Source organism: Nocardioides sp. Z24_21 (assembly GCF_058134345.1).
In genome coordinates, this window is record NZ_JBYTTH010000002.1 from 675,976 (window position 1) to 701,141 (window position 25,166).

Annotated in this window: 23 protein-coding genes; 18 read left to right on the forward strand and 5 right to left on the reverse strand. The window is 71.2% G+C overall.

Annotation, left to right across the window (positions count from 1 at the left end; genetic code table 11):
• The first annotated feature begins 22 nt into the window (after positions 1 to 22).
• The 12 genes from AC3X7Z_RS09640 (at position 23) to AC3X7Z_RS09695 (ending at position 13,708) form a co-directional block, all read left to right on the forward strand.
• Complete coding sequence (locus AC3X7Z_RS09640; protein WP_489975774.1) at positions 23 to 3,724, forward strand: nitrate reductase subunit alpha; 3,702 nt, start codon at positions 23 to 25, stop codon at positions 3,722 to 3,724.
• A 21-nt stretch (positions 3,725 to 3,745) separates the two neighbouring features.
• Positions 3,746 to 5,401 (forward strand): nitrate reductase subunit beta, encoded by a 1,656-nt coding sequence (gene narH / locus AC3X7Z_RS09645; protein WP_489975775.1) that lies wholly within the window; start codon positions 3,746 to 3,748, stop codon positions 5,399 to 5,401.
• The gene (gene narJ / locus AC3X7Z_RS09650; RefSeq protein ID WP_489975776.1) at positions 5,401 to 6,099 is read left to right on the forward strand and encodes a nitrate reductase molybdenum cofactor assembly chaperone; all 699 of its coding nucleotides are present in this window, start codon (positions 5,401 to 5,403) and stop codon (positions 6,097 to 6,099) included. Before narH ends, narJ begins: the two co-directional genes overlap by 1 nt.
• Positions 6,096 to 6,824, forward strand: coding sequence for a respiratory nitrate reductase subunit gamma (narI, locus tag AC3X7Z_RS09655; RefSeq protein ID WP_186340271.1), 729 nt, complete (start codon positions 6,096 to 6,098; stop codon positions 6,822 to 6,824). The genes narJ and narI overlap by 4 nt, the downstream gene beginning before the upstream one ends.
• 3 nt (positions 6,825 to 6,827) lie before the next feature.
• Positions 6,828 to 7,298: a hemerythrin domain-containing protein gene (locus AC3X7Z_RS09660; protein ID WP_186340272.1), complete on the forward strand. Its 471-nt coding sequence runs from the start codon at positions 6,828 to 6,830 to the stop codon at positions 7,296 to 7,298.
• A gap of 16 nt (positions 7,299 to 7,314) precedes the next feature.
• On the forward strand, positions 7,315 to 7,647 hold the full coding sequence (locus AC3X7Z_RS09665) for a cupin domain-containing protein (protein WP_186340273.1): 333 nt from the start codon (positions 7,315 to 7,317) through the stop codon (positions 7,645 to 7,647).
• A gap of 28 nt (positions 7,648 to 7,675) precedes the next feature.
• Entirely contained in the window at positions 7,676 to 8,221 is a 546-nt protein-coding gene (locus AC3X7Z_RS09670; RefSeq protein WP_489975777.1) for a nucleotidyltransferase family protein, read from the forward strand.
• Between the two features lie 65 nt (positions 8,222 to 8,286).
• The gene (locus AC3X7Z_RS09675; RefSeq protein WP_489975778.1) at positions 8,287 to 9,165 is read left to right on the forward strand and encodes an AAA family ATPase; all 879 of its coding nucleotides are present in this window, start codon (positions 8,287 to 8,289) and stop codon (positions 9,163 to 9,165) included.
• Complete coding sequence (locus AC3X7Z_RS09680) at positions 9,162 to 10,295, forward strand: vWA domain-containing protein (protein ID WP_489975779.1); 1,134 nt, start codon at positions 9,162 to 9,164, stop codon at positions 10,293 to 10,295. Before AC3X7Z_RS09675 ends, AC3X7Z_RS09680 begins: the two co-directional genes overlap by 4 nt.
• Positions 10,288 to 11,421, forward strand: a complete 1,134-nt coding sequence (locus AC3X7Z_RS09685; RefSeq protein ID WP_489975780.1) for an XdhC family protein — start codon at positions 10,288 to 10,290, stop codon at positions 11,419 to 11,421. Before AC3X7Z_RS09680 ends, AC3X7Z_RS09685 begins: the two co-directional genes overlap by 8 nt.
• Positions 11,422 to 11,484: 63 nt before the next feature.
• Entirely contained in the window at positions 11,485 to 12,390 is a 906-nt protein-coding gene (locus tag AC3X7Z_RS09690; protein ID WP_489975781.1) for an exonuclease/endonuclease/phosphatase family protein, read from the forward strand.
• Between the two features lie 784 nt (positions 12,391 to 13,174).
• On the forward strand, positions 13,175 to 13,708 hold the full coding sequence (locus tag AC3X7Z_RS09695) for a GNAT family N-acetyltransferase (RefSeq protein WP_489976011.1): 534 nt from the start codon (positions 13,175 to 13,177) through the stop codon (positions 13,706 to 13,708).
• 152 nt (positions 13,709 to 13,860) lie between these two features.
• Here the strand turns inward: AC3X7Z_RS09695 and AC3X7Z_RS09700 are convergent, their stop codons facing one another.
• Positions 13,861 to 14,211, reverse strand: a complete 351-nt coding sequence (locus AC3X7Z_RS09700; RefSeq protein ID WP_489975782.1) for a hypothetical protein — start codon at positions 14,209 to 14,211, stop codon at positions 13,861 to 13,863.
• Positions 14,212 to 14,331: 120 nt separating this feature from the next.
• Positions 14,332 to 14,892, reverse strand: coding sequence for a DinB family protein (locus tag AC3X7Z_RS09705; protein WP_489975783.1), 561 nt, complete (start codon positions 14,890 to 14,892; stop codon positions 14,332 to 14,334).
• A gap of 228 nt (positions 14,893 to 15,120) precedes the next feature.
• Between AC3X7Z_RS09705 and AC3X7Z_RS09710 the strand changes: the two genes are divergently transcribed.
• Together AC3X7Z_RS09710 and AC3X7Z_RS09715 are read left to right on the forward strand one after the other, a co-directional pair.
• Positions 15,121 to 15,594, forward strand: a complete 474-nt coding sequence (locus AC3X7Z_RS09710; RefSeq protein WP_489975784.1) for a PGPGW domain-containing protein — start codon at positions 15,121 to 15,123, stop codon at positions 15,592 to 15,594.
• Positions 15,595 to 15,773: 179 nt separating this feature from the next.
• Positions 15,774 to 16,817, forward strand: coding sequence for a S66 family peptidase (locus AC3X7Z_RS09715; protein WP_489975785.1), 1,044 nt, complete (start codon positions 15,774 to 15,776; stop codon positions 16,815 to 16,817).
• A 113-nt stretch (positions 16,818 to 16,930) separates the two neighbouring features.
• On the opposite strand, the gene AC3X7Z_RS09720 is transcribed toward AC3X7Z_RS09715, so the two are convergent.
• The 3 genes from AC3X7Z_RS09720 to AC3X7Z_RS09730 all read right to left on the reverse strand — a co-directional run bounded on the left by AC3X7Z_RS09720 (position 16,931) and on the right by AC3X7Z_RS09730 (position 19,799).
• Complete coding sequence (locus tag AC3X7Z_RS09720) at positions 16,931 to 17,188, reverse strand: hypothetical protein (protein WP_489975786.1); 258 nt, start codon at positions 17,186 to 17,188, stop codon at positions 16,931 to 16,933.
• Positions 17,189 to 17,457: 269 nt separating this feature from the next.
• The gene (locus AC3X7Z_RS09725; protein ID WP_489975787.1) at positions 17,458 to 17,856 is read right to left on the reverse strand and encodes a VOC family protein; all 399 of its coding nucleotides are present in this window, start codon (positions 17,854 to 17,856) and stop codon (positions 17,458 to 17,460) included.
• Between the two features lie 491 nt (positions 17,857 to 18,347).
• The gene (locus AC3X7Z_RS09730) at positions 18,348 to 19,799 is read right to left on the reverse strand and encodes an HNH endonuclease signature motif containing protein (RefSeq protein ID WP_489975788.1); all 1,452 of its coding nucleotides are present in this window, start codon (positions 19,797 to 19,799) and stop codon (positions 18,348 to 18,350) included.
• A gap of 139 nt (positions 19,800 to 19,938) precedes the next feature.
• Between AC3X7Z_RS09730 and AC3X7Z_RS09735 the strand changes: the two genes are divergently transcribed.
• The 4 genes from AC3X7Z_RS09735 to AC3X7Z_RS09750 all read left to right on the forward strand — a co-directional run bounded on the left by AC3X7Z_RS09735 (position 19,939) and on the right by AC3X7Z_RS09750 (position 25,166).
• On the forward strand, positions 19,939 to 21,156 hold the full coding sequence (locus tag AC3X7Z_RS09735; protein WP_489975789.1) for an AfsR/SARP family transcriptional regulator: 1,218 nt from the start codon (positions 19,939 to 19,941) through the stop codon (positions 21,154 to 21,156).
• 205 nt (positions 21,157 to 21,361) lie between these two features.
• Positions 21,362 to 21,847: a (2Fe-2S)-binding protein gene (locus tag AC3X7Z_RS09740; protein WP_186342504.1), complete on the forward strand. Its 486-nt coding sequence runs from the start codon at positions 21,362 to 21,364 to the stop codon at positions 21,845 to 21,847.
• Positions 21,844 to 24,324 carry a xanthine dehydrogenase family protein molybdopterin-binding subunit gene (locus AC3X7Z_RS09745; RefSeq protein ID WP_489975790.1) on the forward strand — a complete coding sequence of 827 codons (2,481 nt, stop codon included), beginning with the start codon at positions 21,844 to 21,846 and terminating at the stop codon, positions 24,322 to 24,324. The genes AC3X7Z_RS09740 and AC3X7Z_RS09745 overlap by 4 nt, the downstream gene beginning before the upstream one ends.
• Positions 24,321 to 25,166, forward strand: a complete 846-nt coding sequence (locus AC3X7Z_RS09750) for an FAD binding domain-containing protein (protein ID WP_489975791.1) — start codon at positions 24,321 to 24,323, stop codon at positions 25,164 to 25,166. Before AC3X7Z_RS09745 ends, AC3X7Z_RS09750 begins: the two co-directional genes overlap by 4 nt.

The following is a 25,166-nucleotide window of genomic DNA, read 5'->3' on the forward strand; positions in this document are numbered from 1 at the left end:
CGACCTCACGAAAGGGCCCGACGTGACCGACCTCGAGAACCAGCTGCAGAAGGCGCTCATCGGCGGGCGCCGCTTCTTCACCAAGGCGCAGGTGAGCGAGGACGACCGCGTCCTCTACGCGCAGGGCGGTCGTGAGGGCGACGTGTTCTACCGCGACCGCTGGAGCCACGACAAGGTGGTGCGGTCGACGCACGGGGTCAACTGCACCGGGTCGTGCTCGTGGAAGGTCTACGTCAAGGACGGGATCATCACCTGGGAGGCGCAGCAGACCGACTACCCCAGCGCCGGGCCCGACCGCCCGGAGTACGAGCCCCGCGGCTGCCCGCGAGGGGCGGCGTTCAGCTGGTACACCTACAGCCCCACCCGGGTGCGCTACCCCTACGTCCGCGGCGTGCTGCTCGAGATGTTCCGCGCCGCCAAGCAGCAGTACGGCGACCCGGTGGTCGCCTGGGGATCGATCGTCCAGGACGAGGAGCAGGCTCGGGCCTACAAGTCGGCGCGCGGCAAGGGCGGCCTGGTGCGGGCGTCCTGGGACGAGGTCACCGAGATCGTGGCGGCCGCCCACGTCTACACGGTCAAGCGGTGGGGCCCCGACCGCATCGCCGGCTTCTCGCCGATCCCCGCGATGTCGCCGGTGTCCTACGCCTCCGGAGCGCGGTTCCTCGAGCTCGTCGGGGCTCCCATGCTGTCGTTCTACGACTGGTATGCCGACCTGCCCAACGCCTCGCCCCAGATGTTCGGCGACCAGACCGACGTCCCGGAGTCCGGCGACTGGTGGGACGCCGGCTACCTGATGATGTGGGGCTCCAACGTCCCGCTCACCCGCACCCCCGACGCCCACTGGATGACCGAGGCGCGCTACCGCGGCCAGAAGGTGGTCGCGATCGCGCCCGACTACGCCGAGAGCGTGAAGTTCGCCGACGAGTGGGTGAGCCCGGCGCCGGGCACCGACGGTGCACTGGCGATGGCGATGGGCCACGTCGTGCTCAAGGAGTTCTTCGCCGAGAGCAGCACGCCGTTCTTCGAGGCCTACACCAAGCAGTTCACCGACCTCCCGCACCTCGTGTGCCTCGAGCCCGCGGCAGGCGGCGGCTACCGCCCCGGCAAGTTCCTCGTCGAGGGCGACCTCGGGGGGACCAGCGAGAACGCCATGTGGAAGCCCGCCGTGGTCGACGCCACGACCGGCGACGTCCGCATCCCGCACGGCTCCATCGGCGACCGCTTCGGCGAGGCCGGCGTCGGGAGGTGGAACCTCGAGCTCGGCGACCTCGACCCGGCGCTGAGCATGTACCGCGACCACCAGGGCGGGACCCGCGAGTCCGTCGAGGTCGAGCTGCCGCGCTTCGACGCCGCCGACGGCAAGGTCGTGCGCGAGCGCCGGGGCGTGCCGGTGGCGCGGGTGGGCGATCGCGTCGTCACCACTGTGCTCGACCTCCTGCTCGCCCAGTACGGCGTCGCCCGGCCCGGCCTGCCGGGCACCTGGCCGCGCACGAGCGAGTCCGACGCGCGCGGCTACGACGACCCGGCCGTGCCGGCCACCCCGGCCTGGCAGGAGCAGCACACCGGGGTCCCGGCCGCCCAGGTCGTCCGGCTGGCGCGCGAGTGGGCGCGCAACGCGGTCGACACCGAGGGCCGCGGGATGATCCTGCTCGGTGCGGGCGTCAACCACTGGTTCCACTCCGACCAGATCTACCGCGCCATCCTGGTGCTCACCACGATCACGGGTGCCCAGGGCCGCAACGGCGGCGGCTGGGCGCACTACGTCGGCCAGGAGAAGATGCGCCCGCTCATGGGCTTCCAGCACATGGCGTTCGCGCTGGACTGGCACCGCCCGCCGCGCCACATGAACCAGACGGCGTACTGGTACGTCAACACCTCGCAGTACCGCTATGACACCTTCACCGCCGACGACCTCGACTGCGGCACGGGCATCTTCGCCGGCCGCACGGTGATGGACCTGCTGGCCCAGTCCGTGCGGCTGGGGTGGTCGCCCTCCTACCCCACCTTCGACCGCAGCAGCCTCCAGCTCGCCGACGACGCGGAGGCGGCGGGGATGGAGGCGCCGGCGTACGTCGCCCGGGAGCTCAAGGAGGGCCGCCTGCGCTTCGCGGTCGAGGACCCCGAGCACGAGGACAACCATCCCCGGCTGCTGTCGCTGTGGCGCTCCAACCTGCTGGGGTCCTCGGCCAAGGGCAACGAGTACTTCCTGCGCCACCTGCTCGGGACCGACTCGTCCGCCACTGCCGTCGAGGCGCCGCCGGACAAGAGGCCGCGGGACGTCGTCTGGGCGGACCGCGCGGCCGAGGGTCGGCTCGACCTGCTCCTGACGATCGACTTCCGGATGACGTCGTCGACGATCCTCAGCGACGTCGTCCTGCCGGCGGCGACCTGGTACGAGAAGCACGACCTCTCGACCACCGACATGCACCCCTACATCCACTCGTTCAACCCCGCGATCGCGCCGCCGTGGCAGACCAGGTCGGACTGGGACGCGTGGAAGACGATCGCGAAGAGGTTCTCCGAGCTCGCCGTCGACCACCTCGGCACGCGTCGCGACGTGGTGGCCAAGCCGCTGTGGCACGACACCCCGGAGGCGATGGCGTCCGAGCACGGCGTGGTGCGGGACTGGAGGATCGGTGAGGTGGAGCCGGTGCCCGGCAGGACGATGCCGGTGATCGCCGTGGCCGAGCGTGACTACACGGCGGTCTTCGACAAGATGACCACGATCGGCCCGCTCCTGGAGAAGGCCGGGATGGTGACCAAGGGGGTCTCGTACGACCCGGCGCGCGCGGTGGAGGCCCTGCGCCAGCGCAACGGCGTCGTCCACGGCGGGGTCGGCGACGGCCAGCCGCGTCTGGAGACCGACGTGCAGATGGCCGACGCCATGCTCCACCTCTCCGGCGTCTCCAACGGGCACCTCGCCACGGAGGGCTTCCGCTTCCTCGAGAAGCGCACGGGCACGGGGCTCGCCGACCTCGCGGCGGAGCACGAGGGGAAGCAGATCACGTTCGCCGACACCCAGGTGGCGCCGGTCCCGGTGATCACCTCGCCGGAGTGGTCGGGCTCGGAGTCGGGCGGGCGGCGCTACAGCCCGTTCACGATCAACATCGAGCGCAAGAAGCCCTTCCACACCCTGACCGGGCGCCAGCAGTTCTACCTCGACCACGACTGGTTCCTCGGGATGGGCGAGATGCTGCCGGTCTACCGCCCGCCGCTCAACATGACCGAGCTGTTCGGTGAGGTGCCGGTCGGGGAGCAGACCGAGCTCGGCGTCTCGGTGCGCTACCTCACCCCGCACAACAAGTGGGCGATCCACTCCGAGTACCAGGACAACCTGTTCATGCTCTCGCTCTCGCGGGGTGGCCAGTCGGTGTGGATCTCCGACCGCGACGCGGCGAAGGTGGGGATCGGCGACAACGACTGGATCGAGATGGTCAACCGCAACGGCGTCGTCGCGGCCCGCGCGATCGTGAGCCACCGGATGCCCGAGGGCACCGTCTACATGCACCACGCCCAGGACCGGCTGATCGACGTGCCGTTGACCGAGCGCGACGGCAAGCGCGGCGGCATCCACAACAGCCTCACCCGGGTCCTGCTCAAGCCCAACCACATCGTCGGCGGCTACGCCCAGCTGGCCTACTTCTTCAACTACATCGGCCCGATCGGCAACAACCGCGACGAGGTCACGATGATCCGCAAGCGGACCGCGCCGGTGGCGTACTGAGCGGGACGGGAGACGACTGACATGCGCGTGATGGCACAGATGGCCATGGTGATGAACCTCGACAAGTGCATCGGGTGCCACACCTGCTCGGTGACCTGCAAGCAGGCGTGGACCAACCGGGCCGGCACGGAGTACGTCTGGTTCAACAACGTCGAGACCCGCCCCGGGTTGGGCTACCCCCGGACCTACGAGGACCAGGAGGAGTGGCAGGGCGGCTGGGTCCGCAAGCGCGACGGCCGGCTGGCGCTCCGGGCGGGCGGGCGGATGAAGAAGCTGCTCACCATCTTCTCCAACCCCAAGCTGCCCTCGATCGAGGACTACTACGAGCCCTGGACCTACGACTACGAGACGCTGACCAGCTCACCGCAGTCCGACACGTTCCCTGTCGCCCGCCCCCGCAGCCTCATCTCCGGCGAGCACATGAACGTGGAGTGGTCGGCCAACTGGGACGACGACCTCGGCGGCTCGCATGAGCATGCGGCCCGCGACGTGATGCTCAAGGGCATCGAGGACAAGGTGCGCCTGGAGTTCGAGCAGACCTTCATGTTCTACCTCCCGCGCATCTGCGAGCACTGCCTCAACCCGTCGTGCGCCGCGTCGTGCCCCAGCGGCGCGATCTACAAGCGTGAGGAGGACGGCATCGTCCTGGTCGACCAGGACCGCTGCCGCGGCTGGCGCATGTGCGTGTCCGGGTGCCCCTACAAGAAGGTCTACTTCAACCACAAGACCGGCAAGGCCGAGAAGTGCACGTTCTGCTACCCCCGGGTCGAGGTCGGCATCCCGACCGTGTGCTCGGAGACGTGCGTGGGCCGGCTGCGCTACATCGGCCTGATGCTCTACGACGCCGACAAGGTGCTCGAGGCGGCGAGCATCGAGGACGAGCACGAGCTCTACGACGCCCAGCGCGCGTGCTTCCTCGACCCGCACGACCCCGAGGTCCGGCGGGCAGCGGAGCGGGCCGGCATCCCGGGCGACTGGGTCGACGCCGCCGGGCGCTCGCCGGTGTGGGCACTGATCAACACCTACGAGGTCGCCCTGCCCCTGCACCCGGAGTACCGCACGATGCCGATGGTCTGGTACATCCCGCCGCTGTCGCCGGTCGTCGACGTCGTACGCGAGACGGGGGAGGACGCCGAGGACCGGGGCAACCTGTTCGCGGCCATCGACACCCTCCGCATCCCCGTGGAGTACCTCGCCAACCTGTTCACCGCCGGCGACCCCGCGCCCGTGGACCGGGTGCTGAAGAAGCTCGCCGCGATGCGGTCCTACATGCGCGACATCAACCTCGGCCGCGACCCCGACGAGTCGATCCCGGCCGCGGTCGGCATGACCGGCGAGCGGATGTACGAGATGTTCCGGCTGCTCGCCATCGCCAAGTACTCCGAGCGCTACGTGATCCCGCCGGCCCACGCCGAGCAGGCGCACGCGCTCGAGGAGCTGGCCACCGACTGCCCGGTCAACGACTACGGCGGCGGACAGCAGGACCTGTTCGGCGAGGGATCGGGCTACCCGACGCCGGTCGCAGTCGACAACTTCCGGATGCTGCAGGACCGCCAGACCTCCGACACGCTCGCCGCACCCGACGACAAGGGCACGCGCGTCAACCTGCTCAACTGGGACGGCAAGGGCACCCCGGCCGGGATGTTCCCGCCGCGCGACGGCGAGGCCGGGTCGTGATGCTCCGGCGCCGGTCGCGCCGACCCGACCCGCGGGCCGTCCGGGTCTGGGCGGTCTGCTCGGCCCTGCTCGACTACCCCACGACCGACCTGGTCGACTCGCTCGACGACCTCGAGGCGCTGGTGCCCGGGCACGCGCAGCTGGTCCCGCTCATCGAGCACGCCCGGCGCACCCCGCTCGACCGGCTGCAGCAGGACTACGTCGCCACCTTCGACCACACGCGCAAGTGCGCGCTCTACCTCACCTACTTCGCCTACGGCGACACCCGCCGGCGCGGGGCCGCGCTCCTGGGCTTCAAGGACGCCTACCGCCGGGCCGGCGTGGAGTGGGACGACGCGCTCGGCGAGCTGCCCGACCACCTGTGCGCGGTGCTGCAGCTCGGGGCGACCGTCGACGCCGAGGTCGCCCGGACGCTGCTCCTGGAGCACCGCGCCGGCGTGGAGATGCTGCGCCTGGCGCTGACGGGCTGGCGCAACGACGACGGCTCGACGGGGTCGCCCTGGGCGGCGGCGCTGGTGGCCCTCTGCGACACCCTCCCCGAGCTCGCCGGCACCGAGGCCGACGCCGTACGCCGTCTCGTCGAGCAGGGCCCGCCGGCCGAGGAGGTCGGGCTCGCCGGCTACGCCGCCGACCCGGCCCTCACCGGAGGACCCGCCCTCATCTCGTCCGCCACCATCCCCGTAGGAGCCCCCCGATGAGCGTCTTCCTGTGGGTCATCGTCCCCTACCTGTGCCTGGCGGTCTTCGTCGTCGGCCACGTGTGGCGCTACCGCTACGACAAGTTCGGCTGGACCACCCGCTCCTCGCAGCTCTACGAGGAGCGGCTGCTCAGGCTGGGCTCGCCGCTGTTCCACTTCGGCATGCTCGGCGTGGTCGCCGGCCACATCATCGGCCTGCTCGTCCCGCGGTCGTGGACCGAGGCGGTCGGCATCGACGACGAGCTCTACCACTACATCGCAGTGATCGGCGGGCTGATCGCCGGACTGATGGCGCTGACGGGCATGGTCATCCTGATCTACCGCCGCCGGACCGTGGGCCCGGTCTTCTCCGCCACCACCGGGATGGACAAGGTGATGTACGCCTTCCTCGGCGCGGCCATCGTGCTGGGCATGTGGAACACCATCGCCGGCTCGATCTTCAGCCTGGGCGGTGAGTACAACTACCGGGAGGGCGTCTCGGTCTGGTATCGGTCCTTTCTCGCCTTCCAGCCCGACGCCGACCTGATGGCCGACGCGCCGATCGGCTTCCAGCTCCACGCCCTGGTCGCCTTCGGCCTGTTCGCGCTGTGGCCCTTCACCCGGCTCGTGCACGTGTTCTCCGCGCCCGTCGGCTACCTGACGAGGCCCTACATCGTCTACCGCTCGCGCGACGACATCCCGCTGGGGACCGCAGCGCCGCCCCGCGGCTGGGACCGGGTGGGCTGAGCCGTGTGCCACTACTGCGGCTGCCGCCAGATCCCGCTGATCCGCGACTTCATCGCCGAGCACGAGCTGGTGCTCGAGCTCGGCATGCGGGCCCTCGAGCAGGCCGGGCACGGCGCGTTCGAGCAGGCGGGCTCCACCGTCGAGGCGATGCGCGCCGAGCTGCGCAGCCACTGGCAGGGGGAGGAGGAGGGGATCTTCGCCCTGATGCGCACCGACGAGCTCTACCGCCAGCACATCGACCCGCTGGTCGACGAGCACCGCGAGCTCGGCGCGCTGCTCGCCGGCCTCGACCTGGGGCGTGCGGACGACCGCGACCTCCTGCACCACCAGATGACCGAGCTGCGGATCCACATCTCCAAGGAGGAGGACGGGATCTTCCCCGTCACCCTGGTGGAGTTCAGCGGCCCGGAGTGGGACGCTGCGATCGCCGCGTGGGAACGCGCGCACCCGGGCAGGACCGTCTCGACCCGCTGACGCCCCAGGAGGATCCATGCAGATCACGTCGTTGACCGCGCTCGCCGTCCAGCAGCTGGAGACGGCCCGCACGGCGAGCGCCGGCCGCTCGGCCGTGACCGTGCACGGCGGGCGCGAGCACGACCTGCGTCAGACGGTGATCGCGATGACGGCCGGCACGCGTCTCGGCGAGCACGAGTCGCCGGGCGAGGCCACCCTGCAGGTGCTGGAGGGCGAGGTGAGCCTCCACGCGGGCGAGGACACCCACGAGCTGCGTGGCGGCGACCACGGGGTGATCCCGCCCGTGCGCCACGACCTGGTCGCGCGCACTGACGCCGTGGTGCTGCTGACGGTGGCCACCCGCGCCTGAGCGGCCGTCCGGGCCCTACGGTGGGCCCATGACCGCCGGCCTGCTCCTCGCCGCGGGCGCCGGGCGGCGCTTCGGCGGCCCCAAGGCGCTGGCCCGGGACGAGGACGGCACCTCGTGGCTGCTGCGCTCGCTGCAGGCGCTGCGGCCCTGCGCGGAGATCGTCGTCGTGCTGGGCGCCGAGGCCGAGCGCGCCGCGGCGCTGCTGCCCATGTCGGTCGCCCGGATCCGGGCCGACGACTGGGCAGAGGGGATGGGCGCCTCGCTGCGCGCCGGCCTGGAGGCGCTCACCCCCACCGGGCACGAGTCCGTGCTCGTCTCGCTCGTCGACCTGCCCGACGTCGACGGTGCGGTCGTCGCCCGCCTCCTCGGCGCCTCGCGCGGGCCCGCCGACCTCGCGCGGGCGGCGTACGACGGGGTGCCGGGGCACCCGGTGCTCCTCGGCCGCGACCACTGGCCGGGCGTGGTGGCCTCCGCGCGTGGTGACCGCGGGGCGCGCGACTACCTGGCCGCCCACGACGTCGCGATGGTCGAGTGCGGCGACCTGGCGACCGGCGCCGACGTGGACCGCCGCTGAGAGGCGTCCGTGACCTGACCGCGTTCCAACGTCGAGCCAACGTGCCGGGTCGTAGCCTGACCCGCATGGTGCATGGGATCGACTCCGCCGCCGACGTCGCCGCCCGGCTGGGCGCGACCGGCTACCTCTGCGACGACGAGCTGGCGACCGTCGTGTTCCTCGCCGCGCGGATGCAGCGCCCGCTGCTGCTCGAGGGCGAGCCGGGCACCGGCAAGACCGCCCTGGCCGAGGCGCTCGCCGAGAGCCTCGACCTGCCCCTCGTCCGGCTGCAGTGCTACGAGGGCATCGACGCCAGCCAGGCGCTCTACGACTGGGACTTCCCCCGCCAGATCCTGCACCTGCGGGCGCTGGAGGCCGGCGGCGAGGTCGATCCCGACGAGGCCGAGAAGAGCCTGTACGACGAGCGCTTCCTGCTCGCGCGCCCCGTCCTCGCCGCACTGCGCCAGGCCCCGGCGGTGCTGCTGGTCGACGAGGTGGACCGCGCCGACGACGAGTTCGAGGCGTTCCTGCTCGAGGTGCTCTCCACGTGGCAGGTGACGATCCCGGAGTTCGGCACGGTCACCGCCCCCGAGCCGCCGCTGGTGGTGCTCACCTCCAACCGCACCCGCGAGCTGCACGACGCGCTCAAGCGCCGGTGCCTCTACCACTGGATCGACCACCCCGGGCTGGCGCGCGAGGTGGAGATCGTCCGCTCGCGCGCCCCCGAGGTCGGCGAGGAGCTCGCCCGGCAGGTCGTCGGCGTGGTCCAGGAGCTGCGTGGTCGCGACGACCTGCTCAAGCCGCCGGGCGTCGCCGAGACGCTCGACTGGGCGCGCGCACTGACCCACCTCGGCGCGACCGACGTCGACCTCGCGTCCGCGGCCACCACGCTCGGCGCGCTGCTGAAGTATCGCGAGGACGCCGACCGGGTGCGGGCCGCGCTCGACCGGATGCTGTCGAGATGAGCGAGATGAGCGAGGTGCGCCACGCCGCCGACGAGGTGCTGCTCGCCTTCACCCGCGCGCTGCGCGCCTCCGGCGTGCCGGTCACCCAGGACCGCGCGCACGGCTTCCTCGCCGCGGTCGCCGCGGTCGGCGCCGACGACCGGCAGGCCACCTACTGGGCCGGGCGCGCGACGCTGTGCGGCTCGCCCGACGACCTCGCCCGTTTCGAGGCGGTCTTCGCCGCGTGGTTCGACCCGCGCGACGGCCTGCCACGCGCCCACCCCCGCGAGGCGTCGCGACCCTCCACTGCCCACCTGCTCCCCGAGGCGGAGGGGCCGGGCGGGTCGGGGGAGTCGGAGGAGGACGTGGTGCGGGCCATGGCGTCGGAGGCCGAGGTGCTCAAGCACCGCGACGTGGCGACGCTCGACGCCGCGGAGAGGCGGCGGCTGGCCGCGATGTTCGTCCGGCTGTCGCTGCACCCGCCGGTGCGGCGCACCGCCCGCCACCGCCGCTGGCGCCGCGGACGCCTCGACGCCTCGCGCACCCTGCGCAACTCGCTGCGCCACCTCGGCGAGCCCGGTGAGATCGCCTGGCGCAGGCGGGGCACGCGCCCGCGCCGCGTGGTGCTGCTCGTCGACGTCAGCGGCTCGATGAGCGCGTACGCCGACGCGCTGCTGCGGCTGGCCCACCGGCTGACCCGCTCGGCGCGGGCGGAGGGGGGCACCGTGGAGACCTTCACCGTCGGCACCCGGCTCACCCACGTCACCCGCGCCCTGGGCACGCCCGACGCCGACCGCGCGATCGTGGCGGCGGGTGAGGTCGTGCCCGACTGGTCCGGCGGCACCCGGCTGGGGGAGACCCTGCGGGTCTTCCTCGACCGTTGGGGGCAGCGCGGGATGGCCCGCGGCGCCGTCGTGGTCGTCTTCAGCGACGGCTGGGAGCGCGGCGACGCGGGCCTCCTCGGCGAGCAGATGGCACGCCTGCGGCGCGTCGCGCACCGCGTGGTCTGGGTCAACCCGCACCGCGGCAAGGCGGGCTACGAGCCGCTCCAGGGCGGGGTGGTGGCGGCGCTTCCGCACTGCGACGACTTCCTCGCCGGGCACTCCCTGGCGACCTTCGCCGACCTCACGGAGGTGATCGCCCGTGCGTGACGTGCTGGCCGAGCTGCTGCAGTGGTGGGAGGCCGGCGAGACGGTCGGGGTCGGCACCGTGGTGGCGACCTTCCGCTCCGCGCCGCGCCCGCCGGGTGCCTCGATGCTGGTGGGCCCCGACGACACGGCCGTCGGATCGGTGTCGGGCGGCTGCGTCGAGGGCGCGGTCTACGAGCTCGCCCAGTCGGTCGTGGCGAGCGGCGCGCCCGTGCTCGAGCGCTACGGCGTCTCCGACGACGACGCCTTCGCCGTCGGCCTGACCTGCGGGGGCATCCTCGACGTCTTCGTCGAGCCGGTCTCGCGCGAGAGGTTCCCCCAGCTCGGCGAGGTGGCGGCCGACATCGATGCCGGGCGCCCCGTGGCCCTCGCGACCGTGATCGAGCACCCCGACCCCGACCGGGTCGGGCGGCGCCTGGTGGTGCGGCCGGAGGGCCCGGCGCAGGGCAGCCTCGGGTCCTCGCGCGCAGACGCCGCGGTCCACGACGACGCCCTCGGCCTGCTCGCAGCGGGCAGCAACGCGACCCTGACGTACGGCCCCGACGGGGAGCGGCGCGGCGAGGGGATGCGGGTGTTCGTGTGGGGGTTCGCCCCCAAGCCCCGGATGCTGGTGTTCGGGGCCATCGACTTCGCGGCCGCCGTGGCCAAGGTCGGCTCGTTCCTCGGCTACCACGTCACCGTCTGCGATGCCCGTCCCGTGTTCGCGACGACCTCGCGCTTCCCGGGCGCCGACGAGGTCGTCGTGGACTGGCCCCACCGCTACCTGCGGGCCGAGGTCGACGCCGGCCGCGTCGACCGGCGCACCGTGCTGGCGGTGCTGACCCACGACCCGAAGTTCGACGTGCCGCTGCTCGAGATCGCGCTCCGCCTCGACGACGACGTGCGCCCCGCCTTCATCGGCGCCATGGGCTCGCGGCGCACCCACGAGGAGCGACTGGCTCGCCTCGTGGAGGCCGGTCTCGGCGACGCCGAGCTGTCGCTGCTGTCGTCCCCGATCGGGCTCGACCTCGGCGCGCGCACACCCGAGGAGACGGCCGTGTCGATCGCGGCGGAGATCGTGGCGCGCCAGTGGGGCGGCTCGGGCGAGCGGCTCGCGTCCACCCGGGGCCGGATCCACCACGACGACTGACCGGACCCGGCGCCCGGCCGCGCCGATTGGTCGCCCACGCGCGCCTCGCCTACTCTCGACGGGATGTTTTTGCTGCCCCCGCTCCACCACGTCCTCGTCCGCCTGAGTGCCCTGGCCGCCACCGTCGTCCTGCTGGTCGCCGGGTCGATGATCGCCGGCTCCCCGGCGCAGGCACTCGAGGAGGCACGGCCACAGGCCGCCGACCGGGTCCCGGCCGGCCGCTTCAGCATGGCCACGCTCAACCTGAAGAAGGGCATGAAGGTCCGTGGCATGCGCCACGACATCGGCCGGGTGCTGCAGAGCGGCGCCTCCGTGATCGGGTTCCAGGAGCGCCTCGCCAGCCGCCCCGCGCTGCGGGCGAGCCTGCCGAAGTCGTGGACGTTGCTCATGCCCAGCGGACCCACGGGCACCGACGACAACCCGATCGCCTTCGACAAGGACGTCTGGAAGCTGCAGCGCACCCGGTCCGCCCTCCTGACCGGCACCACCTGGCGGCGCCCGCAGACCGGGCGGACGGCGCACGACCAGTACGGCGTCGTGGCGGTGCTCCGCCACCGCGTCAACGGCCACGTCGTCCGTGCCGTGAGCTTCCACCTGCCCAACCACCTCCACAACCGCCGCACCGGCGGGCCCAACTACGCCAACCGCGCCGGCGTCGAGGCCATGTGGCGGATGGCGGCGCGGGTCCGCGAGCTGAAGCAGGACGCGCCCGAGCCGCACCAGTTCGTGGCGCTGTGCGACTGCAACGTCACCGAGAACCGCGACACCACCGACGACCTCGTCAAGGGGCGGATCACCAGGCCGCTGCGCCTCGAGACCAACTACAGCGCCACCGGCCGCACGGGGTCGGGCATCGACTACGTGATGGCCGAGCGCAGGGCGGACTTCCGGATCGACTCCTCCCGGACCTACCGTCACCTGGTCACCGACCACCCGGGCATCGTCGCCACCTTCACGCGCGCGCGCTGAGGCCCGTCGGCGCGGGGCGTCGCACGACGACTACGGGCCGACGCCCACTCCGGCCTCCACCACCCCCTCGACGTAGCCGGCCGGACGGCCAGGCGACCTGCTCGTCGACCCGGCGACCGAGCGCCAGCGCCGCCTCCACGTGTCGCGGCTGGTCGCCGGACAGCGACGTGATCGACGCTCGGGAGACGCTCGCCGACGGCGCGTGCCAGCCGAACGCCCTCCGGGGACAGGTGCGGGCCGGTCTCCGTGGTCCGGTGCCACTGCGGGTGAGGGAGTGTCGCGGGACGATCAGGGACTTCATCCAGTCGGACTGTACGGCGTCGGAGCGGTCGCGCAGGCGGTCGTCCAGCGAGCACGGCACGGAGGTCGTTCGGTGCGCTGACTGGGTGTGTCCCTCGCTCAGGCGCCGCTGGGACCCGTATGCCGTAGCCCTACATCATGCTGATCACATCACCGGCGACCGCGATGTCCAGACCGTGTGAGTCCTCGCCAGAGGGTGTGGCTTTGTCCGCACCCGATGGACTCTCCGCAGCAAAGTACGCACCATCCGGGTAGTCCCCGAGGTACTTCGGGTGGGAGGCATCATCGTCGCTGCTACGCACTGACCCATCTCACCTCGGCACGGCTTCCGGATCTCGGCTGATACGCGCACTGCGCGCGGCGGCACCCGCGGCCGCTTCGATGGATCGAGCGTCGTTGAGAGGTGTCCGAGCGCTATGGTCGCCGCGTGGTTGCCCCTGCATCCCAGCACCAGACACTTCCCTCACTGTCGACAGATCGTCTCGTGCTTCGACCCGTCGAACTCGGGGATCTGGATCTGATGGTCGCCCTGAACTCCGATCCAGCAGTCATGACCTACATTCGAGGGCGCGGCGCGACCCCAGATGAAACCGCCGCAGAGTGGCGGAAGCGCCTTGACCACCAAAGCGATGCAGCGCGCGGACTCGGATACTGGGCCGGGTTCCATGCTGGCGTCTTCGTGGGATGGTGGTCGGCGTCGTCATTCGAAGGACGTCCCGAGATCTCTGGCATCGGCTACCGACTGCGAGCCTCGGGCTGGGGCCGCGGACTTGCCTCGGAGGGCGCCACCGTAATGATCCGACAGGCGTTCGCGTGCCGCGACATTGACCGGGTGTTCGCCTCCACCATGGCAGCGAATGCCGGGTCGCGCCGCGTGCTGGAGAAGTTGGGGATGACGAAGTACGCGTCGGGTGCGGTGTCTCAGGACAGGCAAGAGATACCTGGCTGGGAGCACGGCGAGGTGGCCTACGAACTTACCCGCGCCAAGTGGTCGCGTCCCACACTGGATAGGAACTAATCGTCCGTTGTCGCACGGCCTGTCATCGGCATGGCGGACGCACGAGTCGCGGCAGATCCGGGCGAGCATAGCCGCCCTCAAGGCGGCAGATCCGGGCGAGCATAGCCGCCCTCAAGGCGGCCTGTGCGGGACGCCCCTCGACGTCGTGCCTGTCAATCGCCTTGTGCCCAAGCGGCGACCGGCAAGGACAGGTACACCCCAACCTCTTTCGTCCCGCTGGCTTTGACCACCGCGTCGCAGAGCCGGTCACACCGCTCCTGACGTGTCTCGGCACGACTTGCGAACCACTTCGACCCAACCTCGATGACGATGTCCAGCCCGCCGGAATCGAAGGGGCCTCGTTGGCGGAATCGGACGTCCACATCACCTGGCTGCAGCATGCCGTCGTACGGCTCCTCAGGACAATCAACAGCGAGTGAGACCGCGTGCGGGAGAGCCTCGGCGAGGGCCCGCAACTGTGCGGTGGCGATCAAAGGGTCGTGGGTGACCTCGACGATGGGCATGGGGTGACGCTAGTTCCCCACATGGACGGGTGCGTCCTCTCGCGGCAGTTCCCGCGCACTATCAGCGGCAGATGAGTGCGTTGCCGTCTCGTCACAAGAGACGACGCGCGTGAGGCTGACCTACTGCCCGACTCGGCCGTCGATGCACTCGCGCAGCAGGTCGGCGTGCCCGCAGTGCCGGGCGTACTCCTCGATCCGGTGGACCCACAACTCACGCACCGCGATACCACGTTCGCCGATCCGCTCAGCCGGGTCCGGATGTTCGGCCAACGCTAGGTCAGTAGCGGCCTGCTCCCGAGCAAGATCGTCGAGGGCGCCGTCGACCGTCGTCTGCTCGCCGACGGCTTGTTCGAAGTCGGCATCACACTCGCCGTACATCTTCGGCGCGGGCTCCCCCGGCACGATCCAGTTGCGCCAGTCCCGTTCCGCCTCGGCCAGGTGACGCAGGAGTCCAAGCAACGACATGGTCGACGGCGGCACCGAGCGGCGCGCCAACTGCTCGGGACTCAACCCCTCGCACTTCATCAACAGGGTCAAGCGATAACTGCTCAGGTAGTCCTGCACCGTCGCCAACTCGCCATCCGGGCTGACGCCGTCACTGTAGCGGGGATCATCCGCCGGATCTGCCCACATGTCGGGGTAGACGCTCGCCTGACTCCAGCGTTCGGGTACGTCCTTCATCCGCCATGGTGTTGGCCAGGAGCGCGCGCCGCAAGCGATCCAACCTTCCGCACAGCGGCAGATCCGGGTATCCCGATTCTGGACTTCTACAGGCGGCTGCGCATGTCAGGACAGGGGTACTGAGGACACGTCTTGCACTCGTGACACGAGTGCTCAACCAGACCGACACCCACAACCAACAGGCGGGTCGTCGGCCACCTTCGGCGACCACGTGCAGGAGATCACACAATGGCCACTGTTCACGGCGGCGATGCCGTCAAGGGCCTCGCCATCCAGGCAGCTGGTTGGATATTGGTCCTGCTGGGACTGGCCGCGCTGGTACTTCCCGGGCCGGGTCTGCTCGCGCTCTTTGCCGGGATGGCACTCCTTGCGACGCAATACCGGTGGGCCGAACGCCGACTCTCCCCGGTGAAGAATGCCGCGCTGAGAACGGCGGCCGACAGCGTCGCCTCATGGCCACGCATCTGCGCGTCACTCGTCGGCGTGGTCGCTCTCGTCGCCACTGGCATCGTCTGGGGGTTGCGACCACCCGTTCCGGGCTGGTGGCCGATAGCCGACCGCTGGTGGCTCCTCGGCGGATGGGGCGCCGGCTCCACCCTCATCTTCTCCGGACTCGTCGCCGGGGCCATGGTCGTGTACTCCTACCTGAACTTCCGTGGGAGCGGACAGGATGGAGCCTCTAAGGACCAGCTTGGCCCGTGATCCCGGGTTCACCTTCACGACCTTGTGACACCAGAGACGCCGAGGGCGCGGGAGGTGCGCCGCGCCCATCGGCAGATCTGCGCATCGCGGCAGATGAGTGCGTTCGGCGGACCGCTGCTGCGTCGCGGGACGTCCAAAACCGACATGCCACCAAGACGGTGCACCCCTACCCTTGCGTCATGGAGTTCCTGACGGTGCCGAAGGCTAAACCGGGTGACAAGGTCGCGATCGTGTCGCCGTCGTTCGCTGCGCCCGCGGTGGCTCCCGCGATCCACGAGCAAGCCATGGAACGCCTGCGGACCGTGACCGGGCTTGAGCCCGTGGAGTACCCGACGACTCGCAGACTCGGCGCGACTCCGAGCGATCGCGCGGCGGACATCAATGCGGCGTTCGCGGACCCCAGCATCAGGGCCATCCTCTCGACCCTCGGAGGCGACGACCAGATCACCGTGGTTCCGCACCTGCGTCCCGACCTGGCCATCGCCGACCCCAAGCCGTTCTTGGGTTACAGCGACAACACCAACATCCTGAACTGGCTGTGGACCCACGGCGTACCCGGCTTCCACGGTGGGTCAACACAGGTGCACCTCGGTCCTGGTGCCGGGGTCGACCCCGTTCACGAGCAGTCGTTGCGCGCGGCGTTGCTGACAGGCGAACAACTGGAGATCGTCGAGCCGGGCGAATCTGAGGACATGGGCATCGACTGGGACGACCCGCGCTCACTCCGCGAGAACGGGGTGCGGGAACCGACCGAACCATGGACTTGGGCTGGGCCGCAGCAGACGGTGACCGGTCGCACCTGGGGCGGATGCGTCGAAGTCCTCCAATGGCTCCTTACCGCCGGGCGCTTCCCTGCCGACTCGACCGTCCTCGACGGCGGCGTGCTGCTCCTAGAGACTTCTGAGGAACTCATCTCTGCGAGGCAGTTCGGGTGGGTCCTGCGTTCACTTGGCGAGCGCGGAGTCTTGGAGACCGTGCGCGCGGTGGTGGTCGCGCGCCCGCCGACGATGAACTTCGACGTTCAGCCCCCCGCCGACGAACGACAGAAGATGCGAGACGAGCAGCGGGTCGCGGCCGTCAGCATCGTCGGGCGATACAACTCTAAAGCGTGCATCGTTGTCGGTCCCCCGTTCGGTCACACGCGACCCCAATGGATCCTGCCCTACGGCGGCACCGTCACGATCGATGGCCACCGCCAGGCGATTCTTGCCGACTACCGCTGATAACCAGTAGAACGGCGGGGCGATCTCGAGCGCCTCATCAGCAGGCCGAGCCGTCATCGTGCGTGGCTCGCTCATCGGCAGATGAGTGCACTGGCCGCGGCATGTCCGGGCGTTCAGAGGTCGTCGTCAGACCAGTCAGCGAGTCGGCTGATGACGTTGCCTTCTCGGTCAGTGACGACCCATTGCCCGCCGGGCTCTGGAGTGAAGTCGTCGGGCGGCAGATCCCTGGTGGCGGAGGCGATCAACTCGACGCCTGAGTCGCACACGAGGTACGGCGTGTTGGCGGGGAGAGCGAGTAACCGCCTTCTGAGGCGGTCAGGCGACTCGATCCCGATGACCTCGGCAAGTTCGTCCCAGTCGTTGGGGCTCATGACGATCTCAACGGTGCGACTCGTGCCTGAATCGTCCACGTAGGAGACCTCGATGCCCCCGGGCCCCCCCGCGGGGACGCCCACGTCTCCAGCGACGCCAGTAGTCGGTCCCACGCGGGCACGTAGTTCATTTCCTCAGCATCTCAAGCCGAACCGAGTCACCTGTGCTCTTGCCCCCAGCAGGTGCGAGGCGGACATCCCAGCATCGGTGCGCTTTCAGGCGGTTAGAGCTGCGCCGGCAGGTGGCGGAGTGACGTGTGGTCGATCCCTCAGGCCGGGTGCTCGCTGTCCGCTGCGGTCGCCTCCCAGGCATGCCCGTCCGGGTCGGTAACGACGGCTGTGTATCCCCAGGGTCTGGCTTCGGGGGCTGAGATAGATGTTGCCCCGACAGCGACCGCCGTTCGGTGCCAGGAATCGACGTCGGAACGGTCTGTCAGCTCGAGACTGAGAATGCACTCACTCGCGGTAGGTGGGCTGATTGGCCGACCGTTGAGGACGTAGCGAAAGCCGTCAGTCGGAACCAGAATGACAGCGAATCCCTGGACGTCGATGACCAGCGGCTCGGGCACCCCATCGTCGGCTGTTGTGCCGGGAGTGTCCAGGCCGAGGTCACGGTAGAACCGGTACGACCGCTCGCGGTCGGCGATGGGTAGAGCGATTGACTTCATGGCATGAGTGTGGCTGAGCACCCGCGCGTCCGACTAGCGCCGGAGTGACGCACTCGTCGCGGCAGATCCGGGCGAGCGTAGCCGCCCTCATCGCGGCAGATCCGGATGTGTGAATGTGAGTCGCCCAAAGGCAGGACCACGGCGTGGGTGCCGTTCAGCGGCGGGCGCCCCGTCGCAGGATCGGGCGGTGCATGAAGCCGTGCACTCTCGACGAGAAGCCTGCCGCAAGCGAGGCGAATCCAAGTGCAGCGAACCCCGCGCCAACCAGTGGTTCCCCACTCTCTACGCTCCACATACCGAGCGCGAGCCATCCAGCGCCGAAGAACAGGTCCAGGGCCTGCGGTCGCGTCATGGCGAGACAGTCCCACACCTGACTCCCCACGCCAAGCGTCGCTCCGCAGCCGCGACAATGCCCGCACCCTCACATCGGCAGATCCGGTAACTGGCGTCGCCAATAGGGACACACCCAGTGAGACGTGCCGGTGGCCCCGCTACCGGGTGGATGGCGGGGTGTGGGGCGGGGTCATGGTCGGCGGGGGTGGGGGATGCCGGGCGGGTGGGGGTCGTCGACGATCCTCGTGGTGCCGGTGGGGTCGCGGCGGTAGCGGTGGCCGTGGGGGCTGGTCCACTCGAACGTGCCTGGGCGCGGTGGTCTCGTAGCGCCAGGCGGTGTGGGTCTTGAGCCGGTGGTGGGATCGGCACAGGGCGGCGAGATTCTGCGTAGCCGTCGGCCCGGGCTGGGGCCGGCCGTCTGCTGCGGCGTCGTGGTCGAACTCGGTGACGTGGTCGATGTCGCAGCCGCGGGCGGGGCGGGTGCACCACGGGAACACGCAGGTGCGGTCCCTCAGAACGACTTGCTCGCGGATCCGGTCGGGGATCGCGTAGCCGGGCGCGGTGAGGTGGGCATTGAGGTCGATGACCGGCCTGATCGTGACCTTCGTGCGCGAGTCGGCGCACCAGTCCTTGACCTGGTCGAGCAGGACGAGCCGCTGGCCCTCCTCCAACCGGCCGGTCGGACCGAACACGGTGGTGTCGCAGATCGTGGCGTCGACGTGAGCGTGGAGCACGACCTCCCGCGCGACCGGCAGGCCGTCATCGGTCCGCGTCGCTGTGGTGGTCCGGGTGCCCTGGTGGTGGAGGTCGAGGGCGGTCTGGGTGCGGGCGAGGTCACCGAGGGCTGCGGCCCGTCGCGCGTCGAGCGGCTCGGGTGAGCCGAGCGCGGCCAGGGTCGCGGCGCCGTGCGCGAGCGCGCGGTCGAGGTCGAGGGCGTCGGCGAGGTCGAGCTCGGCCTCGAACCGCATCGTGCCGGCGAAGTGCACGTGCTGGTCGTGGAGCGTCGCGTGACGCGGGTCGACGTCGAGGTAGCCGTCCTCGGGGTCGGAGGCCGGGTCGGGGGCGGCGAGGTCGTAGCGCTTGATGGTCTCGGCGACGAGCCGGTCGAGCTGGGCCGGCCCGATGCGGCCGGCGACGGCGGCGACCTGCGCGTCCACGTACGCCGCCGCCTGAACCGTCAGCGACGGTGTCGCGTGGATCGTGGCCTCGGCGACCGCCCGTGCCCGCCACGCCGGCACCCTGCCGGCGTGGACCTGCGCCCACAACCGCGGCAGCCGGTGGCGCAGCTCGAGGGCGTGGCCGATGAGCCGCTTCGCCGACACCGTCGAGACGCCAAGCACCGAGCCGAGCTCGGCGACGCAGAACTCCGCGACCAGCGGCGTGCCCTCGCCCGCGATGGGCTCCTCGTGCTCACAGCCGGGCACGGTGAACGACGCGGCGTGGTGGATCGACTCCGGCGGGTGCAGGTCGGCCCACTGGGCGGCGAGCACGAGCTGGTCGGCCGCGGCCCGCTCCTCGACGAGGCGACGCTCGCGGATCGCACGCAGCACACCGGCGGCGGTGAGCTCCTCGACCCCACCCGCGTGCGGCGCTGCCAGCGTCTCGATCATGTGTTCGATTATACACTCCGTTGCCGACGATGACCATGCCGCGCGCTCGACCCGTTGATGTCCGACCGACACGGCGGTCCGGCCCCCTGTGATCGCGATCACGCGGGGGCTAGGTTGGCCGCGACCACCGGGAGCCGCCATGACCAGCGATGACCTCCACGCCCGACGCGTGGACGCCGTGCGCGCCTGGACCCGCTTCGTCGAGGCCGGCGACACCGATGCGGTCCGGCCGGAGATCCTGCGCAGCTGGGAGCTGTCGGGCGTCGTGTCTCCCGACGTGACGCAGGCGCCGCTCGACGACGAGGGCGACACCGCCGAGCTCTGGAACGCCTCCCCGCTGCAGACCGCCGTCACCCGCGTGCAGGACGAGCTGCGGCGCACCGCCGAGGACGGCGACCTCGTCATCGCGATCACCGACGACCAGACCCGGATCCTGTGGACCTACGGCGGCCGGGTGATGCGCCGCAAGGCCGAGACCGTCAACTTCGTGCCCGGCGGGCGCTGGGACGAGCGCAGCGTCGGCACCAACGCGCTCGCGATCGCGGGTCGCACGGCCGCGCCCGCGATGGTCTTCAGCGCCGAGCACTACGCGGAGGTCGTGCACAACTGGGTCTGCTGGGCCGCGCCGGTGTTCGACCCCGCCACGGGGCGGCCGCTGGGCGTGATCGACCTGTCGACGACGTGGGACCGCAGCCACCCCATCGGCCTCGCGACGGCACGGGTGATGGCCCGGCTCATCGAGGGCGCGCTGCCCGCCGACCGGCGTACGACGCTCGCCGGGGACGCGGCGCCGGCCGAGCCCGGCCTCACCCTCACCCTCCTCGGCACCGCGCAGGTGTGGCTCGACGGCCAGCGCCTGCTGCTCAACCGGCGCCAGACCGAGATCCTGGCGCTGCTCGCCCTGCACCCGTCTGGCCTGTCGGTCGAGCACCTCCACGCGCTCCTCTACGGCGACGCCTCGGTGACCACCTCGACGCTCAAGGCCGAGGTCTCCCACCTGCGTGCCGCCCTGTCGGGCCAGCTCTCCTCGCGCCCCTACCGGCTCACGATGCCGGTGGCCACCGATGTCGAGGAGGTGCAACGGCTGCTGCGTCGCGGCGAGGTGCGTGCCGCGGTCCGGGCCTACGGCGGCGACCTCCTGCCCGGCACCGACTCGCCCGCGCTGGTGCAGATGGGCGACTACCTCGCCGTCAGCGTGCGCGAGGCGCTGCTGGCCACCCCCGACCCCGACGCGGTCCTGCGCTACAGCGAGCTCGCGCCGTACGACACCGCCGTGGTCGAGGCCTGCCTCGCCGCGCTCCCGGTGCACCACCCCGTCGCCCCGCTGCTCAAGGGCCGGCTCGCCAGCGCCCGCTGAGACCAGCCCCACGTCGAGGCGGTGCCCACCGACGTCGAGGTCGGCAAGGGCGGGTGGCTCTCCGTCACCCTCCTGGCCGGTGGGCCCGAGGACGGCAGCACCGGCGCCCCGGGGCCGGCTGGTCCACACCGACCAACCGGGTGCCAACCCGGCCCGACCTAGCGTCGGCGCCGAGTGACCCACCTCACACGCACGGAGGCGCCGCATGACCAGGATCCAACTCACCGTGGACGGAGCGGCGGTCTCCGACGACGTCGAGCCCAGGATGCTGCTGGTGCAGTACCTGCGCGAGCGGCTCGGCAAGACCGGCACCGTGATCGGGTGCGACACCTCCAACTGCGGGGCGTGCACCGTCCACCTCGACGGCACGAGCGTGAAGTCGTGCAACGTGCTCGCCGTGCAGGCGGCCGGGCGCACCGTCACCACGATCGAGGGGCTCGCCGACGCGGCCGAGGGCGACCTGCACCCGGTGCAGGAGGCCTTCCGGGAGTGCCACGGCCTCCAGTGCGGCTTCTGCACGCCGGGGATGATCATGCAGGCCGTCGACCTGCTCGCCGAGAACCCGCAGCCCACCGAGGAGGAGGTGCGGCTCGGCATGGAGGGCAACCTCTGTCGCTGCACCGGCTACCACAACATCGTCCGCAGCGTCCTCCACGCCGCCGGCCAGACGGCGGCGGGTGAGCCCGCATGAGCACCACGCAGGACCGCCCCGCGGCCGAGATCGGCAGGGACCGGCGCCGCAAGGAGGACCAGCGGCTGATCACCGGTCGCACCCGCTGGACCGACAACATCACGCTGCCGGGGATGCTCCACCTCGCGATGGTGCGCAGCCCCTTCGCCCACGCGCGGATCGTCTCCGTCGACGTCGAGGCCGCCAAGGCCTCGCCCAACGTGGTCACCGTGCTGAGCGGCAAGGACTTCGGTGAGGAGCTCGGCACCTGCATCAACGCCTGGCCGATCACCCCCGACCAGAAGACGCCGGCCCACTCGCCGATGCCCGCCGACCGCGTGGCGTTCGCCGGCGAGGTGGTCGCGGTCGTGGTCGCCCGCAGCGCCGCCGAGGCGCGCGACGCCGCGGAGCTCGTCGACGTGGAGTACGACGAGCTGCCCGCCGTCGTCGGCATCAAGAAGGCATTGGCGGACGAGGTCCTCGCCCACCCCGACCTCGGCACCAACAAGTCGGCCCTGTGGGTCTTCGACTCCCAGGAGGCCGGGACCGGCAGCGACGTCGAGGCGGCCATCGCCGAGGCCCGCACCAGCGGCATCGTCATCGAGCGCGAGTACCGCCAGCAGCGGCTGATCCCCGCCTTCATGGAGCCGCGCAGCGTCGTCGTCGACCCCACGGGCGAGCAGCTCACCATGTGGTCCGCGACGCAGATCCCGCACATCCTGCGGTTCGCCCTGGCCGCCACCACCGGCGTGCCCGAGTCGAAGATCCGGGTCATCGCCCCCGACGTCGGGGGTGGCTTCGGCGGCAAGCTGCAGACCACGCCCGAGGAGTGGATCGCCTGGGCCGTGGCGCGACGGCTGGCCAAGCCGGTCAAGTACACCGAGACCCGCAGCGAGAGCCTGATGGCGGCCCACCACGGCCGCGACCAGGTGCAGACCCTGACCCTGGCCGCGGACCGCGACGGCCGGGTCACCGGCCTGAAGGTGCACCTCGACGCCGACCTCGGCGCCTACGTCGCGATCGTCGGCGGCGGCGTGCCGGTGCTCGGCGCGTTCATGTACAACGCGATCTACAAGTTCCCCGCCTACCGGTTCGAGTGCCAGACGGTCCTGACCAACACCACGTTCACCGACGCCTACCGCGGCGCGGGCCGACCCGAGGCGACCTACGCGGTCGAGCGGCTGATGGACGAGCTCGCCGCGGAGGTCGGCGTCGACCCGCTCGAGATCCGCGAGCGCAACTGGATCACCCACGAGGAGTTCCCGTTCACCACCGTGGCCGGGCTCGAGTACGACAGCGGCAACTACGAGGCCGCCACCGCCAAGGCCCGGGAGTCGTTCGGCTACGACGCCCTCCGCGCGGAGCAGCGCGAGCGCCGCGAGCGCGGCGACCGGGTGCAGCTCGGCATCGGCGTGTCGACCTTCACCGAGATGTGCGGACTCGCCCCGAGCCGGGTGCTCGGCAGCCTCGACTACGGCGCCGGCGGCTGGGAGCACGCGAGCGTGCGGATGCTCGCCACCGGCACGGTCGAGATCGTCACCGGAGCCAGCGCCCACGGCCAGGGCCACGAGACGGCGTTCAGCCAGATCGTCGCCGACCGCCTGGGGGTCCCGTTCGAGGACGTCGAGGTGCTGCACGGCGACACCCAGATCGCCCACAAGGGCCTCGACACCTACGGCTCGCGCTCGCTCGTCGTCGGCGGCGAGGCGCTGGTGCGCGCCGTCGACAAGGTCGTGGAGAAGGCCAAGCACCTCGCGGCACACCTGCTCGAGGCCAGCGCGGACGACCTCGACTACGCCGGCGGCCGCTTCTCCGTGCGCGGCACCGACCAGGGGGTGTCGATCCAGGAGCTCGCGACCGCGGCCTTCGCGGCGCACGACTACCCCGAGGACATGGAGCCGAGCCTCGACGCCGACGCGACCTTCGACCCGGTCAACTTCAACTACCCGCACGGCACCCACCTGTGCGCGATGGAGGTCGACACCGAGACCGGTGCGGTGAGGATGCGCAAGTACACCTGCTGCGACGACATCGGCACGATCATCAACCCGCTGATCGTCGCCGGGCAGGTGCACGGCGGCCTGGTGCAGGGGATCGCGCAGGCGCTGTGGGAGGAGGCCGTCCACGACGAGTCGGGGACGCTGGTGAGCGGGTCGTTCGTCGACTACCTGCTGCCGACGTCGGCCGACACGATCTCCTTCGACGTCGTGCACACCGACGAGCCCAGCGTGTGCACCACCAACTCGCTCGGCACGAAGGGCGTCGGCGAGGCCGGGACCATCGCGTCCACGCCGGCGGTCGTCAACGCCGTCGTCGACGCCGTTCGACACCTCGGCGTCGCCGACGTCCAGATGCCGTGCACGCCCGAGCGCGTATGGCGCGCGATCCAGGACAGCAGGGAGGGCGGGGCCACCGAGACGCCCCCCGACGCGATGCCCCACTTCCAGGAGGGCGCGCTCAACCAGGACCCCACCTCCGGGGAAGGAGCAGCCCAGTGATCCCGGTGCAGTTCGACTACCTCGCCCCGACCTCGGTCGAGGAGGCGCTGGCCGCGCTCGGCCGGCACGGCGACGACGCCAAGATCCTGGCCGGCGGGCAGAGCCTGCTGCCGGTCCTGCGGATGCGGCTCAACGCCCCGGAGGTCGTCATCGACCTCGGCGGCATCTCCTCGCTGCGGGGCATCCGCGACGACGGCGACGCCATCGTGATCGGCGCGATGACCACCCACCACGGCGTGCGCGACCATGCCCTGGTCAAGGAGCACGCCCTGCTGCTGTCGAAGGCGGCGGCCGAGGTGGCCGACTCGCAGATCCGGCACCGCGGCACCTTCGGCGGGGCGCTGGCGCACGCCGACCCTGCCGGCGACCTCGGCGCGCCGGCGCTCGCGCTGGGCGCCCGGTTCGTCATCGCCGGCCCCGGCGGCACCCGCACGGTCGAGGCCGACGACTTCTTCGTCGACCTCTTCGAGACCGCGATCGGCGAGGACGAGATCCTCACCGAGGTGCGGATCCCCAAGCACACCGGTTGGGGCGCCCACTACGAGAAGTTCGTCCGGGTCGCCCACCAGTGGCCGATCGTGGCGGTCGCCGCGACGGTCCGCGGGTCGATCGACGAGGCGAAGGTCGGCCTGACCAACATGGGCTCCACCCCGCTGCGCGCCCGCGCCACCGAGGCGGCGCTGGCGGGCGCGACCGCCACCGAGGACGGCGTACGCGAGGCGGCGCAGCTCGCGTCGGAGGGCACCAGCCCACCGTCGGACCTCAACGGCGCGGCCGACTACCGGCAGCACCTCGCCCGTGTGCTCACCGGCCGGGCGGTGCTCACGGCGGCGGGGTCGTAG